Annotated in this window: 17 protein-coding genes; 10 read left to right on the top strand and 7 right to left on the bottom strand. The window is 69.6% G+C overall.

Annotated features, from left to right (window positions below):
- Positions 1–652: SulP family inorganic anion transporter (locus tag VIP82_RS10715; protein ID WP_331908376.1), on the bottom strand; the 652-nt coding region annotated here is incomplete at its 3' end.
- A gap of 264 nt (positions 653–916) precedes the next feature.
- Between VIP82_RS10715 and VIP82_RS10710 the strand changes: the two genes are divergently transcribed.
- Positions 917–1327, top strand: a complete 411-nt coding sequence (locus VIP82_RS10710; RefSeq protein ID WP_331908374.1) for a DUF7144 family membrane protein — start codon at positions 917–919, stop codon at positions 1325–1327.
- Positions 1328–1363: 36 nt separating this feature from the next.
- Here VIP82_RS10710 and VIP82_RS10705 read toward each other — a convergent pair whose 3' ends face one another.
- The 3 genes from VIP82_RS10705 to VIP82_RS10695 all read right to left on the bottom strand — a co-directional run bounded on the left by VIP82_RS10705 (position 1364) and on the right by VIP82_RS10695 (position 5168).
- A complete protein-coding gene (locus VIP82_RS10705; protein ID WP_331908372.1) occupies positions 1364–2389 on the bottom strand; it encodes a GlxA family transcriptional regulator in 1026 nt (341 codons plus the stop codon).
- 209 nt (positions 2390–2598) lie between these two features.
- Positions 2599–3951, bottom strand: coding sequence for a glycosyltransferase family 4 protein (locus tag VIP82_RS10700; protein ID WP_331908370.1), 1353 nt, complete (start codon positions 3949–3951; stop codon positions 2599–2601).
- Between the two features lie 5 nt (positions 3952–3956).
- Positions 3957–5168, bottom strand: a complete 1212-nt coding sequence (locus VIP82_RS10695) for a glycosyltransferase (RefSeq protein ID WP_331908368.1) — start codon at positions 5166–5168, stop codon at positions 3957–3959.
- 126 nt (positions 5169–5294) lie between these two features.
- Here VIP82_RS10695 and VIP82_RS10690 point away from each other — a divergent pair, with 126 nt between their 5' ends.
- From VIP82_RS10690 to VIP82_RS10675, 4 genes are all read left to right on the top strand, one after another.
- Positions 5295–5912, top strand: a complete 618-nt coding sequence (locus VIP82_RS10690) for a hypothetical protein (RefSeq protein ID WP_331908366.1) — start codon at positions 5295–5297, stop codon at positions 5910–5912.
- 14 nt (positions 5913–5926) lie between these two features.
- Complete coding sequence (locus VIP82_RS10685; RefSeq protein ID WP_331908364.1) at positions 5927–6763, top strand: LLM class F420-dependent oxidoreductase; 837 nt, start codon at positions 5927–5929, stop codon at positions 6761–6763.
- A gap of 61 nt (positions 6764–6824) precedes the next feature.
- Positions 6825–7496, top strand: coding sequence for a GAP family protein (locus VIP82_RS10680; protein WP_331908362.1), 672 nt, complete (start codon positions 6825–6827; stop codon positions 7494–7496).
- Positions 7497–7579: 83 nt separating this feature from the next.
- Positions 7580–8494 (top strand): formylglycine-generating enzyme family protein, encoded by a 915-nt coding sequence (locus VIP82_RS10675; RefSeq protein ID WP_331908360.1) that lies wholly within the window; start codon positions 7580–7582, stop codon positions 8492–8494.
- Positions 8495–8503: 9 nt separating this feature from the next.
- Here the strand turns inward: VIP82_RS10675 and VIP82_RS10670 are convergent, their stop codons facing one another.
- Positions 8504–9442 (bottom strand): HAD family hydrolase, encoded by a 939-nt coding sequence (locus VIP82_RS10670; protein ID WP_331908358.1) that lies wholly within the window; start codon positions 9440–9442, stop codon positions 8504–8506.
- Between the two features lie 138 nt (positions 9443–9580).
- Here VIP82_RS10670 and VIP82_RS10665 point away from each other — a divergent pair, with 138 nt between their 5' ends.
- The gene (locus VIP82_RS10665; protein ID WP_331908356.1) at positions 9581–11917 is read left to right on the top strand and encodes an arylsulfatase; all 2337 of its coding nucleotides are present in this window, start codon (positions 9581–9583) and stop codon (positions 11915–11917) included.
- Positions 11918–11981: 64 nt separating this feature from the next.
- Here the strand turns inward: VIP82_RS10665 and VIP82_RS10660 are convergent, their stop codons facing one another.
- Positions 11982–13616 (bottom strand): SulP family inorganic anion transporter, encoded by a 1635-nt coding sequence (locus VIP82_RS10660; protein ID WP_331908354.1) that lies wholly within the window; start codon positions 13614–13616, stop codon positions 11982–11984.
- Between the two features lie 93 nt (positions 13617–13709).
- Here VIP82_RS10660 and cls point away from each other — a divergent pair, with 93 nt between their 5' ends.
- Entirely contained in the window at positions 13710–15209 is a 1500-nt protein-coding gene (gene cls, locus VIP82_RS10655; RefSeq protein WP_331908353.1) for a cardiolipin synthase, read from the top strand.
- An 82-nt stretch (positions 15210–15291) separates the two neighbouring features.
- Here the strand turns inward: cls and VIP82_RS10650 are convergent, their stop codons facing one another.
- Positions 15292–16419: an AI-2E family transporter gene (locus VIP82_RS10650; protein WP_331908351.1), complete on the bottom strand. Its 1128-nt coding sequence runs from the start codon at positions 16417–16419 to the stop codon at positions 15292–15294.
- A gap of 157 nt (positions 16420–16576) precedes the next feature.
- Here VIP82_RS10650 and VIP82_RS10645 point away from each other — a divergent pair, with 157 nt between their 5' ends.
- From VIP82_RS10645 to VIP82_RS10635, 3 genes are read left to right on the top strand one after another with little or no spacing between them, the layout of a single operon-like run.
- On the top strand, positions 16577–16963 hold the full coding sequence (locus tag VIP82_RS10645; protein ID WP_331908349.1) for an SHOCT domain-containing protein: 387 nt from the start codon (positions 16577–16579) through the stop codon (positions 16961–16963).
- 24 nt (positions 16964–16987) lie between these two features.
- Complete coding sequence (locus VIP82_RS10640; protein ID WP_331908347.1) at positions 16988–17404, top strand: DUF6325 family protein; 417 nt, start codon at positions 16988–16990, stop codon at positions 17402–17404.
- Between the two features lie 11 nt (positions 17405–17415).
- On the top strand, positions 17416–17775 hold the full coding sequence (locus tag VIP82_RS10635) for an SHOCT domain-containing protein (protein ID WP_331908345.1): 360 nt from the start codon (positions 17416–17418) through the stop codon (positions 17773–17775).
- Positions 17776–17930: the final 155 nt, after the last annotated feature.

Raw genomic sequence — 17930 nt, 5'->3', positions numbered from 1 at the left:
CCACCGTGCTGTTCACCCACGTGTTCAGCAGCACGGCGACCACCGAGCCGAGGATCACCGCGATGACCAGCCCCATGCTGCCGACGCGGGTCGGGAGGAGCACGACGATCACGAGCACCGAGATCGCGCCGACGATCAGCGACGGGATGCTCCACTGCCCGATGTGCAGGAATACGTCGATCGTCTTGAGCAGGCGGTTCGGGCCCTCGGCCTGATAGCCGGTGAAGTTCGACAGCTGACCCAGCACGATGTTCACGCCGATCGCCGTGACGAACCCGGTCATGACCGCGGTCGGCACGAAGCTGATGAGACGCCCGCCCCGCAGCAGCCCGGCGATGACCATGATGATCCCGGTGAGGATCGCGAGCGTGAAGAGCCCCCGATCGGGGTTCGGGAGCGTGTCGAGCTCTGCGTCGGAGACGACGAGCGCCATTGCGCTGGTGGCCTGCACGGCCATGAACGCGCTGCTCGTGAGGGCAGCCGCCCCGACCATGCCGAACAGGTAGCCGTAGAGCCCGGCCAGCGGATTCACGCCGGCGAGAAGCCCGGCCGCCAGACCGTCGGGAACCGCCTCGATGCCGAGGATCACGCCCGCGACGGCATCCTTGCGCAGAGTCTTGCGCGAGAACCACGTGCGCGGATGGAAGGCCACGGTCTCACGCTAACGAAGGCGGGACGATTCCACCCGACATCCTTCACGGGAGGCGCGACGCCCGTCCGCCTCGCCGGCCGGAGAGGGTCGCCGATGTCGCCGTGCGACGTCCGATGACGCAGCGCTCGTCGGTGAGAAGGAAATGCACTCAGGATTCTCCCAGGTTCGCTAGTGTGTGCCGCAAGTGCTGCACGGCACCCCTGTGGTGCGGACCGGGCAGACTCCACCGCACCGGTTTCTCGCCGAATCGAAGGGATCTCTCACATGACCGACACCAACACCGCAACGACCGGCTGGGCCGGCTGGGGCGTCTTCGCCGCCGTCGTCCTGATCGTCACGGGCGCCATCGACGCCTTTCACGGTCTCCAGGCCCTCATCGGCCCTGACACCGCCTACTTCGTGGGCGACGCCGGGCTCTTCTCGATCGACGTCCAGGGGTGGGGATGGTGGCACCTCATCGCGGGCGTGCTGCTGATCCTCGTCGGCATCGCCCTGCTGGGCGGCGCGAAGTGGGCGCGCATCACCGCGATCGTGCTGGTCGCGATCAACGCGATCGGGCAGCTCTCGCTCATCGCCGCGCAGCCCTGGCTGTCGCTGGCGGTGCTCGCCCTCGACGTGATCGTGATCTACGCACTCACCGTCCACGGGCGCGAGATCGACGCACGCCGCGCATAGCCGCGTGAACGAGTGGAGCCGACGGCTCCGCTCGCCTCACGCCACGGATTCGAGCACGGATGCCTCGGCCACCGCTTCGGCGGAGGCCGAGGCATCCGCCGTGTGGTCGTCGTCGTTGCACGCGAACCGCGAGCGATACGCGGTCGGGGTGGTGCCGAGCACGCGGGCGAAGTTCTGCCGCAGCACGGCCGCCGAGCCGAAGCCGCTCTCGTAGGCGATGCGGTCGAGTCCCAGGTCCGTCTTCTCGAGCAGGCGCTGGGCGTGGATGATGCGCTGGCGGGCGAGCCACGCGGCCGGCGTCGCGCCGTGGTCGGCCTTGAAGCGGCGGGCGAACGTGCGCGGCGACATGTGCGCCTTCGCGGCGAGCTGGTCGACGGTGAGCTCGAGACGAAGGTTGTCGAGCATCCAGTCGGTCACCGGCGCGAGCGAGAGCGAGGTGGTGGCCGGCAGCGGGTTGGCGATGAACTGCGCCTGTCCGCCGTCGCGCTGCGGCGGCACCACCATGCGACGGGCGATGATGTTCGTCAGCTCGGCGCCGAGCTCCTGGCGCAGCAGGTGCAGACACGCGTCGAGGCCGGCGGCCGTGCCGGCGCTCGTGATGATGCGTCCGTCCTGCACGTACAGCACGTCGGGGTCCACGTCGATGGACGGGTACATCTCCTTCATCTTCTTCGCATACATCCAATGGGTGGTCGCGCGGCGCCCGTCGAGCACCCCGGACGCGGCGACCACGAACGACCCGCTGCAGACGCTCAGCACCCACGCGCCGCGGGCGACCGCCGCGCGGATCACGTCGAGCACACGCTCGTCGATGCGGCCCCAGTACTGATGGGGAACCGGCGACACGACGACGAGGTCGGCCTCGTAGGCGAACGACAGGTCCTCGTGGACGTTGATCGAGAAGCCCATCTTCGACTCCACGACGCCGGGATCGGGCGTCACGACGCGGAAGTCGAAGCTCGGGATGCCGTCGTCCGAGCGATCGAGACCGAAGGCCTCGCAGGCGACCCCGAACTCGAACGGGGCGAAGCCGTCCGTGACGATGCAGGCGACGGTGTGCATGCGAACCTCCGTGTGGCAGTTTTCCTGCGATGTGTGGCTATTCTGCCACTCGTGGCAGTTCTTCCGCAAGCGTAGCGTTTCTGCCATGTTCATGGTGATTCTTCTCGCAGCACTGTCCGCGGTGGCGCTCTCCTCGACGATCGCCGCCCTCCGCACCGACGGCTACCGTCGGATTCCCACCGACCGCACTCGCCTCCCCTGAGCCTGGCTCAGGCGGTGATGCGCTCGTAGACCTCGACCATCGCCGCGGTCCGCGACGACTGACGGAACCGCTCGCGGACCGACGGGTCTGGCCGACGCGCCGTGCCGGCGGAGATGTCGGATGCCGCCTGCCGCAGCGCGTCGGCGAGCGCGGCGACCGACGGGTCTGCCGTGACGCCGTCGCCGACCGCCCAGAAGCCCCCGCCGAGCTCGGCCGCCAGATCGGGGTCGCTCACCACCGCCGGGGTCCCGAGCGAGGCGGCCTCGAAGATCGTCATGCCCTGGGTCTCGAAGCCGATCGAGGTCTGCACGACGGCGTCGGCGGCGGCGATGCGGCGGAGGGTCTGGGCGTACGGCATCCGTCCCGCGAACACCACCCTCGCGCGCGGGCGCAGCTTCTCGACCAGACGCCGCGCCGCTCGGAGCTGGCCGCCGCCGCCGATGACCTCGACCTCGGCCTCGACTCCCGACGCCGCGAGCGCCTCGAGGAAGGGCAGCAGGCGCTTCTCGGGGCTCATGCGCCCGAGCCAGACGAACCGCGGCGGCCCGGGGGCGCGCTCCGCGAGCACGCCGGTCGCGGAGCTCGTCGAGCTCGTCGAGCTCGTCGACGCGAGCACCTCATCGAGCACATCGTCGTCGATGCCGTTCCAGATCACGTCGACCCGGGATCCGGCTGCCGGTCCCGCATCGCGGTGCGGGACAACCCCACGCCGGCCATGCGGCACCGCGCCGTGCGCTTCGAGCCGCTGCGCGAAGTGCGACGACGGCGCCGTTACTGCGTCCGAGCGACCCGCGAACCGGCGCAGGTACGCCCAGCCGTCGCGTCCGACCGGCGTCGCCCCGGCGGCGACGCCGAGCGCGCGCCGCTGCCAGGCGTTCAGCGCCCGCAGCACCAGCTTCGGGAACGGCGCGGTCGCCTCGATGCCCACGTCCACACGGTTGTGCATGGTGTGCACCAGCGGGAAGCCATGGCGCTCTGCGAACCGATGACCGACGAACGCGCCCCAGAAGTCCGCCTGCACGTGGACGACGTCGACCGGCGGGCGCCCGGTCTCGCGGATGAGACGCCGGAGCGCGGCATCCAGCCATCGATCCGTGCGGCGCGCGGGCCACGTCATCGAGTACTCGCGGTCCAGGGTGATCGGGATCGACGGCAGATCCAGGTACGACGGATCGGCGCTTCGTCTCGCCGGCTCGCTCAGCAGCCGTGCGCCCGCCCGCGCCCGGGGGCCGTGCATCGCCGGCGCGACGATCGTGACCGTGTGCCCGGCTTTCTCGAGGAAGCGCCGCTGCAGCCGCATCGAGACCTGTGCTCCGCCGAGGGACTCGACGTGCTGGTCGCCGAACATCACGACGTGCACGGCGGCTACTCGGGCAGCGGTTCGTCGCGGTACAGCGCCTCGAACGTGTCGAGCGTGCGGCGCATGTCGTGCACCTTGACACCTTCGAGCGACGCGCGCTGCATGCGCTCGCGCTCCTCGGGCGTCTGGGTCAGCACCGTCGTCAGCTTGGCGGCCAGATCGTCGACGTCGCCCGGCCGGAACAGGTAGCCGTTCTCACCGTCGTGCACGAGGTGCGGCAGCGCCACGGCGTCGGCGGCGACGATCGGCAGGCCGGACGCCATCGCCTCCATCGTCGCGATCGACTGCAGCTCGGCGATCGAGGCGATGACGAACAGGCTCGCGTTCGTCAGGAACGACCGCAGCTCGTCGTCGGTGGTGTGGCCATGGAAGTGCACGCGGTCGGTGAGACCGAGATCCGAGCTGAGCTGCTCGAGGTTGCGCCGCTGGTCGCCGCTGCCGACGATGTCGAAGCGCACGTCGAGCGCGGGGTCGAGCTGCGCGATCGCACGCAGCACGACGTCGATCTGCTTCTCGGTCGTGAGGCGTCCCACGAACACGAGGCGGTGCGCGTCGCGCGGGGAGAGATCGGCGGTGTAGTTCGAGGCCTCGATGCCGCAGCTGACCGGGATGACGCCCTGGATGTCGATCGTGCGCTCGAGGAACTCGGCGGCCTTGCGGGTGGGGGTGGTGACGGCGCGCGTCATCTTGAACGTGCGCTCGGCGTCCTCCCACGCGAGCTTGACGGCGTACCGGGTCCACGAGGCGGGGAGGATGGTGAAGTCGAGCACGTTCTCGGCCATGACGTGATTGGTCGCGACGACAGGGATCCCGCGCTTGCGCGCCTCGCGGGTGAGACCGCGGCCGATCACGATGTGCGACTGACTGTGCACCACGTCGGGCTGCACCTTGTCGAGCACGCGGCGCGCGTAGAACTTCGAGCGGAACGGCATGACGAACGTGAGCCAGTCGTGGGGGTACCAGCGCCACGACGGCAGACGGTGCATGGTCATCGACTGCCCCTCGATGACCTCGGTGAACGTGCCGTGCTCGCGGTGCGTCTTGCTGGGTGCCATCACGTGCACCTCGTGGCCGCGGGCCACGAGGCCGGCGGCGAGCCGTTCGGCGAAGCGCGCGGCGCCGTTCACGTGGGGAAGGAACGTGTCGGCGCCGATGACGATCTTCAAGGGGCGAGGGGTCGCGGCGGCGGTGTCTTCGGGCGTCGCAGGATCGGTCACGGGGTTGGGGCCTGTCTGTGCGGCGGGCGGGCGGCGGGGGGCGGGTCGCCGCGCGAAATCCACTGTACCCGAGGCTTCCCGGGGGCTCTCCAGGAACGCGCCGGAGCCGGCACGTACCCTGGTCGCATGCCCCGTTTGCAGGCCGATGCCGACCCCAACCTCTGGGTGCCCGTGACCGAGTCTCTCGGCTTCCGCGGGCGCCGACACCGCAAGGCGGCGATACGGATGCTGCTCGGACAGGCCGGCACGGCGATGGGCGGCTCCACGGGCTCAGGGGCCGCAGGCCCCCGCCCGGGCAGCGGCGTCGCGGCGTGGGCGATGAGCCAGGCAGCCCCCTTCCTCATGCGAAAGGCCGCCGGTCGCGTGCTCGTCTGGGTCTGGAAGGCCGACGCCGAGCTCGTCGTCGTGATGGCGCAGGTGCAGCAGGCGACGAACGACCTGCGGGCCGCCCGCGCGATGATGCCCATGGAGTACGACGACACCGAGTCGTTCCGCAACCCGTATCTCGGCGTCGGTGAGAAGCTCGAGCTGTCGCTGCCGCCCGACCCGCGCACTCCGCCGTTCGCGACCTACACATGGGACACGGGCACGCACTTCGTGACGGTGACCGCTGTGTGCTCCGACCGCGAGCGCTTCGGCACCGTGATCGGCAGCGTCGACGACCTCGCACGAACGCTGCGCATCGTCGACGACCTGTCGGTCGGCGAGTCGCCCGAGGTGCTGCGCATCGAGCCGAAGAGCTGAAGGAGTTCCGCGACGTGACCGAGCCCCGGCATCCCGCCGCCCATCGCCCGCTGCGGATCGGCGTGCAGCTGGCGCCGCAGCACGCCTCGTACGCCGCGTACCGCGACGCGGTCCTGCGCGCGGAGGACCTCGGCGTCGACGTCATCTTCAACTGGGATCACTTCTTCGCGCTCACCGAGCCGATCGACGCCGAGCACTTCGAGGCGTGGACGGTGCTCGCCGCGATGGCCGAGCAGACGGAGCGCGTCGAGTTCGGTCCCCTGGTCAACTGCAGCTCGTACCGCAACCCCGATCTGCAGGCCGACATGGCCCGCACCGTCGACCACATCAGCGCCCGCGCGACCGGCACCGGCCGGCTCATCTTCGGCACCGGATCGGGCTGGGCGCAGCCCGACTACGACGAGTACGGCTACGAGTTCGGCACCGTCGGCTCACGGCTCGACGCCCTCGCCGACGATCTGCCGCGCATCCGCTCTCGCTGGGACCGGCTCAACCCCGCGCCCACCCGGCGGATCCCGATCCTGATCGGTGGTCAGGGCGAGCGCAAGACGCTGCGGATGGTCGCGCAGCACGCCGACATCTGGCACACCTTCACGCGGCTCGACGACATGCCGCGCAAGATCGGGGTGCTCCACGAGTGGTGCGCGCGGGAGGGCCGCGACCCTGCCGAGATCGAACTGTCCACGGGGTACACCATCCGCGGCTTCGGCCCGCTCCTTGAGACGGATGCCGCTCCCCGCCTGTACGAGCTGGGCTTCCGCCTCATCATCCCGGCTATCGACGGTCCGGACTACGACCTCTCGCCCCTCACCCCCCTGCTGGAGTGGCGCGACCGGATCAACGGCACCTGAGCGCAGCGGGCCGATACGGTAGCCACGTCCGCTTCTCTCGACACCCCAGGAGGCCACGCCCATGGGCGCCGTCATCGGAGACATCCTCACGCTCGCCCTCGGTGTCGCGATCAGCCCGATCCCGATCATCGCGGCCATCCTGATGCTGCTGTCCCCGAAGGCGCGGGTGACCGGCACCGGATTCCTGCTCGGCTGGGTGCTCGGGATCGTGGTCGCGGTGACGGTCTTCACCCTGCTCTCGTCGGTGCTCCCCGAAGGCGAGGAGGACGCGTCGCAGCCGATCAAGGGCGTCATCCAGCTCGTCCTCGGCATCCTCCTGCTGCTTCTCGCGCTCCGGCAATGGCGCGGCCGACCGAGGGCCGGAGCGGAGCCGGCGCTGCCGAAGTGGATGCAGGCGATCGACACGATCACCTTCCCCAAGGCCCTGGGCCTCGGGTTCCTGCTGTCGGCGGTCAACCCGAAGAACCTGCTTCTCGCCGCCAGCGCAGGCGTGACGATCGGGGCCGCCGGTCTCGACGCCGGCTCGACCGTGGTCGTGATCGCCGTCTTCACCCTGATCGCGGCATCCACCGTCCTCGTCCCCGTCGTCGGCTACCTCATCGCCGCCGAGAAGCTGCGTGGCCCGCTCGACGCCCTCCGCGGCTGGCTCGCGAAGGAGAACGCGGTCATCATGGCGGTGCTGCTGCTGGTCATCGGCGTCGCCATCATCGGCAAGGGCATCGGCAGCTTCTGATCCGGGCCGGGGCCGCGCTGTTCCCGGGCCGGGGCCGCGCTGTTCCCGGGCCGGAGCCGCGCGCGCCGGGCTACGGTGGAGCGGTGACGTCGGCCATCCACGACCAGGTGCTCCTCGAGGGCGGCGTGTTCCGCATGGGGTCGGACGAGTTCTACCCCGACGAGCAACCCGTGCACGAGCGCGAGGTCGCCACCTTCCGGATCGACCGGTACGCGGTCACCAACGCCCAGTACGCCGCGTTCGTCGACGACACCGGCTACGTCACCGTCGCCGAGCGCGAGCTCGACCCCGCGAACTTCCCCGGCGCCGATGTCGCATCGCTCTCGCCCGGCGCGATGGTGTTCACCCCGACGCCCGGCCCGGTCGACCTGCGCGACTGGCGCAACTGGTGGCGGTGGGAGGCGGGCGCCCACTGGCGTCGGCCGTTCGGACCCCAGTCGTCCATCGACGACAGGCTGCGGCATCCGGTGGTCCACATCGCCTTCGAAGACGCCACGGCCTATGCCGAGTGGGCAGGGCTGCGCCTGCCCACCGAGGCCGAGCACGAGTACGCCGCCCGCGGCGGGCTCGACGGCCGGCGCTTCGCATGGGGCGACGAGCCCTACCCCGAGGGGGTGGCGCAGGCGAACTCGTGGCTCGGGCGCTTCCCGTACGACAACCAGGGCGTGGGCGACGCGGCGCCCGTCGGCTCGTACCCGCCGAACAGCTACGGGCTCTACGACATGACCGGCAACGTGTGGGAATGGACCACCGACTTCTACACGCCGCGGCACCTGCGCCTGTCGGACAAGCCCGTCGACGCCGGCAAGCGCGCGAACCTGCTCGCCGCCGCGAGCGCCCAGGAGGGCTTCCCGGCCATCCCGCGCCGCGTGCTCAAGGGAGGATCGCACCTGTGCTCGCCGGAGTACTGCCTGCGCTTCCGGCCCGCCGCCCGCTCGCCCCAGGCGGAGGACACCGGCATGTCGCACATCGGGTTCCGCTGCGCGAGCGACGCCTGATCCGCCGCGTCAGCTGTCGGCGGGGAACACCTGCGCCCAGTCATCGCGCACGCTGACGACCGTGAAGCCGTGGGCGGATGCCGCCTCCAGCGCCTGCTCCGCGCCCTTGTCGTACGGCGCATCGCCGCGGCCGGTGTCGTCGTCGTGGTGGATCAGCACGCTCAGACTGCGGGGGTTGCCCTGCGCGAACCGGAGCATCGGGATGTCGCCGTTCGAGTTGCCCGCGGCGAGGATCGGCCGCCGGCCCACGCGCATCCAGATGCGGACCGGCTTCTCGGGGCCGTCGTCGAAGAACGCGAGCTTCGGCGTGTACCGCACGACGTTGTCGTCCGCGTCGTACTCGAGGCCCATCCCCGTGCCCACCACGCGGTCGGCCGGGATGCCGTAGTAGTCCTGCGTCATCGGGCGCATGAAGTCCCTGTCGCCGCCCGACACGATGTAGACGCCGAAGCCGTTCGCCTCGAGGAAGCGGATCAGCTCCACCATCGGCTGGTAGACCGTGTGGGCGTACGAGCTTCCGAGCGAGAGGTGGCGGGCATCGCGGTAGAAGGCGGCGACGGATGCCTCGTAGTCCTCGACGCTCGCGCCGGCGCTGGACTCCGCCACGGCAGCGATCAGGAGACCGAGGTCGGAGTCGTCTCCGCTGTAGTGCTTGTCGATGGCCGCCCCGAGCCAGGCCAGATCGCCCGACACGGCAGCACGATAGGGCTGCCGGTCGGCGAGTGCGGGATCGGCGGCGGCGGCCGCCGCCTTCCACTGCTCCAGCAGGTAGTGCAGCTGCGTCGGCATCGGCTTCTCGCTCCACAGGGTGCCGTCATTGTCGAACACGGCGACACGGGCATCCGCGGGAACGAAGTCGGGACCGTCTTCTGTCGTGACGGCGGCCACGAAGTCGAGGATCGCAGCACGGCTCGCCGTGTCGCGCCACGACGGCAGTTGATCGGTCATGCCGCGACTCTACCGACCCCGCAGGGCGGGGCGCGGGTCACCCTCGTGTCGCCCTTCCCGGCCCGGCGGAGGGCGCATAGGGTCGCTGGTAAGGGGCCCCGGGAGGCCCTTTTCGATGCGAGAACGAAGGAGACCCCTGTGCCCCGTGACTTCCAGGGAAAGATCGAGCTCGATGTCAGGGACTCCACGGCCGACTGGCCGGCGTTCCTGTCGGAGAAGGCCCCGCAGGGCGCACCGAACGTCCTCGTGGTGCTCTACGACGACACCGGAACCGCCGCCTGGTCGCCCTACGGGGGCCGGATCAACATGCCGACGATGGACCGGCTCGCCGAGAACGGCCTGACCTACTCGCAGTGGCACACCACGGCGCTCTGCTCCCCGACGCGCTCGACGTTCCTGACCGGTCGAAACCACCACCAGAACGGCTTCGCGACGATCTCGGAGTCCTCGACCGGCTTCCCGGGTTACAACTCGCACATCCCGCCGTCGAACGCGACGATGGCCAACGTGCTGCGGGATGCCGGCTGGGCGACGTTCTGGGTCGGCAAGAACCACAACGTGCCCATCGACGAGTGGACCGCCGGCGCCTCGAAGAAGAACTGGCCGCTCGCGCAGGGCTACGACCGCTTCTACGGCTTCATCGGCGGCGAGACCAACAACTGGTTCCCCTCGCTCGCCGAGGACAACCACTACATCGACCAGCCGTACCTGCCGGAGGACGGCTACCACCTGTCGAAGGATCTCGCCGATCAGGCACTGAAGATGATCCGGGACGTCAAGCAGACCGAGCCCGACAAGCCCTGGTACCTCTGGTTCTGCCCCGGCGCCAACCACGCACCGCACCACGCGCCGCAGGAGTACATCGACAAGTACAAGGGGAAGTTCGACGACGGCTACGAGGCCTACCGCGAGTGGGTGCTGCCGCGCATGATCGAACGCGGCATCCTGCCCGAAGGCACCGACCTCACCGAGATGAACCCGATGCCCGACGGCACCTTCACCCAGACCGACCTGGTTCGGCCGTGGGCGGAGCTGAGTGACGAGGAGAGGGCGATGTTCTGCCGGATGGCGGAGGTGTACGCCGGGTTCTCGGAGTACACCGACGCCCAGGTCGGGAGGATCGTCGACTATCTCGAGGAGTCGGGCCAGCTCGACAACACCCTCATCCTCTACTGCGCCGACAACGGCGCTTCCGGCGAGGGCAGCCCCAACGGCTCGGTCAACGAGGGCAAGATCTTCGGCGGCTACCCCGACTCGCTCGAGGACAACCTGCGGCTCGTCGACAAGCTCGGCAGCCCCGACACGTACAACCACTACCCCACCGGCTGGGCGATGGCGTTCTCGACCCCGTACCGGATGTTCAAGCGGTACTCGTATCAGGGCGGCGTCTGCGACCCGCTGGTCATCCACTGGCCCGCGGGCATCGCCGCCAAGGGCGAGGTGCGCTCGCAGTACCACCACTGCACCGACATCGTCCCGACGATCCTCGAGGTCTGCGGCGTGGAGATGCCGGAGGAGTACAACGGCGTCGCGCAGACGCCGCTGCCCGGCGTCTCGATGCGCTACTCGTTCGACGCCGACGGGCCGACGAACAAGAAGACGCAGTACTACGAGATGCTCGGCAGCCGTGGCATCTGGCACGAGGGCTGGAAGGCCGTCGCCGAGCACGGTCCGATGGCCGGCATGGCGAAGTTCGAAGACGACGTGTGGCAGCTGTTCCACACCGACGTCGATCGCGCCGAGGCGCACGACCTCGCGGCCGAGCATCCCGAGAAGCTGGAAGAGCTGAAGGCGCTGTGGCTCGAGGAGGCGAAGGCCAACGACGTGCTGCCGCTGAACGACCTGCAGATCATCGGCAACGCGAAAGACTTCGAGACGTTCGTCGCCATGGAGTTCCATCAGCCGGCGCCCCCGAGCGGGCAGTTCGTCTACTACCCGGGCACGTCCGAGGTCCCGGAGCGGTCCGCGGCGAACGTGCACAACGTGTCGTACAAGATCGCGGCGGCCGTCGATCTCACTCCGGACACCGAAGGCGTGATCTTCGCGCACGGCTCCCGGTTCGGCGGGCACGCCCTGTTCGTGAAGGACGGCACCATCACGTACGCGTACAACTTCCTCGGCATCCCGCCCGAGGACCGCATCCAGGCGCCCGTGCCCACTTCCGGCAAGCACGTCATCGGGGTCGAGTTCGCGAAGGAGCGCATGGGCGAGTACCGCGAGGGCATCGGGCCGCTCAAGCTGTACATCGACGACCAGCTCGTCGCGGAGCAGGAGATCCGGACGGTCCTGGGCCACTTCTCGCTATGCGGTGAGGGCCTCACGATCGGTCGCGACAGCGCCGACCCGGTGTCGTCGCTGTACGGCTACGGGTTCGACTTCACCGGCGGCGAGATCGAGAAGGTCGTCTTCGACATCGCCGACGACGCGTACATCGATCTCGAGGCGCATCTGGCGGCAGCGATGTCGCGGGACTGAATCACGACGAACGGGACGGATGCCTCGGCCGAGGCATCCGTCCCGTTCTTCGTTCCCGGGTGCGTCAGGCGGCCGCCGCCGTCAGGCCTTCCTCGACGGTGTCGTGTGCGCGCCCCGCGTCGGCGAGACCGGCGTACCAGGAGTCCTTGCCCGCGACGCTCGCCGCCGAGTCGGGGAGCCCGGCGAGGTGGAGCACGACGCCGCGACCGGCGAGCTCGCGGTCGAGGTCGGCGAGCATATCGAGGACCGTCATCGTCACGACGTCCTGCCGCTCGAGGTCGAGGACGACCGCCGTCGCGTTCTCGTCGGCCGCGAGCCGGATGATCGCCTGCTCGTTCTCGAGCGCGTTGGCGGTGTACAGCGCGCGCATCAGGTGTACCGCGATGGCATCGCCGCGGCGCTCCTCCACCTCGAGCTTGGGGATGTTGAGCTCGCGCAGCACCAGGATGAGGGTCACGACGACGCCGACCCCGACGGCGGCGAGCAGACCCGCCGACAGCCCGATCAGCGCGACGACCACGGCGATCCAGAAGTCGGTCGGGCTGATCCGCGCCCAGCGGACGAGCTCCGGGATGTCGATGAGGCCGATCACCGCGACGAACACCATGGCGGCGAGCGTCGCCTGCGGCAGGAGGCTCAGCACCGGGCCGAGGAACAGCGCGACCAGCACCGCCAGCGCCACCGTGACGAGGGTCGACACCTGCGTCTTGGCCCCGGCGCTCTGGTTGACGGCGCTCTGCGAGAATCCGCCGGCCGCCGGCATCGTGGAGAAGAACGCTCCGGCGACGTTGGCGGCGCCGGTGGCCATGAGCTCCTGGTTGCTGTCGATCTGCGGCTCGGTGGTGCGACGGATGCCGCGGGCCACGGCCGCGGACTCGAGGAACGCCATCACGGCGATCGCGAGCGCCCCCGGCACCAGTGCCGGCAGCGTCGAGAACTCCGGAAGGCCCGGAAGGGGCAGGCCTGAGGGAACCGGCGCGATGAGGTCGACGCCCGCCTCCGCGAGTCCGGCGAAGGCGACGAGCAGGATGCCGGCCCCGACGACGATCAGCGCACCCGGCACCCTCGGTGCGAACCGCTTGAGCAGCAGGAGTGTCGCGATCGATCCTGCCGACAGTGCGACGGTCGGCCAGTTCACGCTGTCGAACGCCTGGCCGACGGCGGCGAGCGAGCGGAGGAACCCGTGGCCGGTGAAGTCGTAGGTCTCGCCCAGGAGCTTCGGCAGCTGGCCGACGGCGACGGTCGCGCCGACACCGATCTTCATACCCAGCAGCGTCGCGCCGCTGATGTTCTCGACGAGTGAGCCCAGCGTGAAGAGCCGGGCGAGCAGCAGGATCGCCCCGACGAGGAGAGTCAGCATCATCAGCGACCCGACGGCATCGTGCGGGTCGTCGGCTGCCGTCGCGACCCCCGCCGACACGAGAGTGGTCGCGCTGAGGGTCGCGATCGTGGAGGTGGTCGAGACACTCATGGCACGGCTGCCGCCGAGGAGGGCGTAGACCAGCATCGGCACGATGCAGGAGTAGAGACCGATCTCGACCGGGAGGTTCGCGATCGTCGCGTAGGCCATGGCTTGCGGAACGACGACGGCGCCGGCCGAGAGGCCGCCGACGATGTCGGGCGCGAGCCACTCGCGGCGGTAGCCGGCGAGGGTGGGCAGCACCCGGCGCGGGCGCGGGGCGGGTGCGGTCGTCGTCATGAGCCGAATCTACCCAGCCACCGGCGCCGGCCGACGCCCCGGCACGGTGCCGGGTTGCTGCGTCCCGCCGCGGAAGGGTGCCACACTACGGACGTGGACTCCACCTTCCTCGCCAACCTGTCCTGGACCCTCGCCGTCCTCGTGCACGCCGCGATCGTCATCACCGCGCTCATCGTGATCCCCCGCGGCCGCAAGCCGACGGCGGCGATGGCCTGGATCCTGCTGATCGTGATCCTGCCCGGTATCGGCGTGGTGCTGTACCTCGTGATCGGCAGCGTGCGCCTGCCGGCGAAGCGGCGGGCCGAGCAGGCCCGCATCGACGGGATCATCCGCGACAGGGTGCGCGCGAACGGTCTCGAGCAGACCGAGGCCGACTGGCCGCGGTGGTTCCAGCGCGTCGTGCAGCAGAACGAGACCCTCACCGCCCTGCCCGCGTCATGGGGCAACGACGCCTCGCTCTACGGCGACTACCAGGCCTCGATCGACGCGATGGCGGCAGAGATCGACACGGCGCAGCGCTTCGTGCACGTCGAGTTCTTCATCGTCGCCTGGGACGACACGACGCGCGGCTTCTTCGCCGCCATGGAGCGCGCGGTGGCGCGCGGCGTCACGGTGCGCCTGCTCGCCGACTACGTGTCGACGCGCCGGCTCGGCAACTGCAAGGCGACGCTGGCGGAACTCGACCGCATCGGCGTGAAGTGGGAGTGGATGCTGCCGGTCATGCCCTTCCAGGGCAAGTACCAGCGCCCTGACCTGCGCAACCACCGCAAGATCGTGGTCGTCGACGGCCGCGTCGCCTTCATGGGCTCGCAGAACCTCATCGATCGCACGTACGACTCGCCCAAGAACATCAAGCGGGGCCTGAAGTGGCAGGAGCTCATGACGCGCCTGACCGGACCTGTGGTCGCCTCGGTCAACGCCGTGTTCCTGTCGGACTGGCTCATCGAGACCGGCGAGGACCTGTCGGCGACCGAGCAGCTCTCCCCCGCCGCGATCGAGGCGGCGCGCGGCGCCGGTGGCGAGCCGGCGACCGGAGGCACCGGGCTGCTGTGCCAGGTCGTGCCGAGCGGACCGGGCTACGACACCGAGAACAACCTGCGCCTCTTCCTGTCGCTGATCTACGGCGCGACCGAGAAGGTCATTCTGACGAGTCCGTACTTCGTGCCCGACGAGGCGATGGTCTACGCCATCACGACGGCCTGCCAGCGCGGGATCGAGGTGCAGCTGTTCGTCTCCGAGATCGGCGACCAGTTCATGGTGTGGCACGCACAGCGCTCGTACTACACCGCCCTGCTCGAGGCCGGTGTGCGGATCTTCCTCTACCCGGCGCCGTTCATCCTGCACTCGAAGCACTTCTCGATCGACGACGACATCGCCGTGATCGGCTCGAGCAACATGGACATCCGCTCCTTCAGCCTCAACAGCGAGGTGTCGCTGCTGGTGCGCGGCGAGTCCTTCGTCGCCGGCATGCGCCAGGTCGAGCAGGGCTACCGCGACGCCGGCCGCGAACTCACGCTGGAGGAGTGGCGCCGCGAGCCCGCGAAGGCCACGTTCCTCGACGGCCTGATGCGCCTCACCTCCGCCCTCAACTGACGCGCGCTGTCCCGCTCGCGCTGCGGGCAGGCCGAGGGGACGGATGCCGCGGGCCGCGGCATCCGTAGGGCGCGTCCGCGGGTCAGACCTTGAGGTTCTGACGGGGGACGACGACCTCGCGGATGATCAGCAGGAGGGACGCCATCACCGGCAGCGCCACCAGGACTCCGACGACGCCCGCCAGCGCCCCTCCGGCCAGGGCGCCGATCAGCACCAGGGCGGCGGGGATCGCGATCGCCTTGTTCATGACACGGGGACTGATGACGTACGACTCGAGCTGGATGTAGATCAGGTAGGCGATGAAGAAGATGAGGGCCTGGGTCGGGCTGCTGAACAGCGCGACGATCGAGGCGAAGATCCAGAAGATCACCGAGCCGAACAGCGGGATGAGGGTGATGACGAACGCGATCACGGCCATGAGCGCCGGAAACGGCAGTCCGATCGCCACATGCAGGATGAAGACGGCCGCGGCGTTGAGGGACGAGAGGATCACCGAGCCGATCAGCGCGCTGCCCACGGAGCCCGTGATGCGCTCGGTGAGGTCCGCCAGGCGAACGCGGCTGTGCGCCGGCGCGAGGGCGTAGAGGGCCTGCTTGGCCGCCGAGAGCGAGGCGAGGAAGTAGAGGGTGAGGGCGATCACGACGAAGCTCGCCGAGATCCCGGCGACGAAGCCCACACCCACCGCCAGCACGCCCCCGCCGAGCATCGCGATGGTCGACGGCGTCGAGATCCAGTCGGCGAGCTGATCCATGCCCGCGATGATCGCCGCCTGCCCGTCGGGCGCGAGCTGCGCGAACCAGTCCGACTGCGGGATGTTCTCCACGCCTTCGGGGATCGCCTCGACCAGCTGCACGATCTGCGCGATGACGGGCGGCAGCACGAAGACGAAGAACGCGACCGCCACGAGCGCGAATCCGCAGAACACGATGGCGATGCCGGCGCCGCGCTTGACCCTGTGGCGCTCGAGCATCCGCACGATCGGGTCGAGCCCGAGTGCGAGGAACATCGCCAGCACGATGTAGACGAGGATCGTCGAGATCGAGCCGATCGCCGAGCCGAGCACGAGCGCTGCGAGCACACCGATCGTCACGAGGAACCCGGTTCCCAGCGGGTGATCGAGTGCGGCGAGCACGTTGGAGAAGCGCCGCGGGCGCCCTGCGACGACCGCAGGCACCACGTCGGCGTCGGAGCCCTCAGGTTCATCGGTCATGGGGAACATGATGCCGCTAAGCGGTCAGGAAAGCTTCGAAAACCGGTCATGCCCATCCGGCGTGTTTGGCGGTAGTCTCCGACCAGAGCAGCCGCGACGGACGCGCTGCCGACAATTGCACACCGACGGGTCGACCCCGTCGAGAAAGCTGGTATCCATGGGCGGCTTCTGGGATTTCATCGCCTGGATGTTCTGGATCTTCGTGTTCGTCGCGTACCTGATGGTGATCTTCTCGATCATCGGTGACCTGTTCCGCGACGACAAGCTGAACGGCTGGCTCAAGGCCGTCTGGATCCTCTTCCTGATCTTCGTGCCGTTCCTGACCGCGCTGGTCTACCTGATCGCGCGGGGCAACGGCATGCAGAAGCGCTCGATCGCGCAGGCGCAGGAGCTGCGCTCCGCTCAGGACGCGTACATCCGGCAGACCGCGGGTTCGGGGGCGAGCGCCGCAGACGATATCGCCAAGGCGAAGTCGCTTCTCGACTCCGGCGCGATCACCCAGGCCGAGTTCGACCACCTCAAGGCCAAGGCGCTGGCTGTCTAGCCGGCACTGGAGACAGGAGAAGACATGACGACCTTCGATTACGGCCCCATCGAGTTCTACGCGATCGCGTTCGAGGGCGACCGCCCCGGTCCGGCGGTTCTGCAGGCGATCGACGACCTCGTCGCCTCGGGCACGGTCAACGTGCTCGACCTCGTCTTCGCCCGGCGTTCGCCGGAGGGAGAGCTCGAGGTCCTCGAGCTCTCCGACACGATCGACGACGGCGCCCCCTCGCTCGACCTCGCCGGACTCGCGGGCCAGGACGACATCCTGTTCCTCGCGGAGAACCTCGAGCCCGGCTCGTCCGCGGCGATCCTCGTGATCGAGCTGCTCTGGGCGAAGGCGTTCGCGTCGGCGCTCTACGACGCCGGCGGCGCCGTCATCGCCCGCGAGGGCATCCCCGCACCGATCGTGAACGCGTTCCTCGCCGAGAACGCCGACTGAAGGAGGAAGACATGCCACTGAGAAGAATGGGCCGGCCCGGTCTCATCGGAATGGCCGCCCGGACCGCCGTCGTCGCCGGCACCGCCACTGCCGTCTCGGGCAGCGTCTCGCGGCACCAGCAGGAGAAGTACAACGACCAGGCCCAGCAGCAGGCGTACGAGGCCCAGCAGCAGCAGGCCGCGATGGATGCCGCCGCCGCCCAGGCCGTCGCCAACGCGCAGGCGGCCCAGGCAGCTCCGGCTGCACCCGCCGCGCCCGCCCCGGCGGCCGACGACCTGATGGCCAAGATCACGCAGCTCGCGCAGCTGCACGCGCAGGGCATCCTCTCCGACGAGGAGTTCGCCGCAGCGAAGGCGAAGCTGCTGTCCTGAGCACCGCTGAGATCGAAGAAGGCCGCGTCCATCCGGACGCGGCCTTCTTCACGTCACCCGCCGCGATCAGCCACCGGGGCGTTCGTCTCCGCTGTCGCCGCGCGAACCGTGCTCGTCGTGACCGTCATGCGTGCCACCGCCGCCCGCACCGCCGG

Source organism: Microbacterium sp., from assembly GCF_036566905.1.
GTDB lineage: Bacteria > Actinomycetota > Actinomycetes > Actinomycetales > Microbacteriaceae > Microbacterium.
This window is presented reverse-complemented; position numbering and strand designations above follow the sequence as displayed.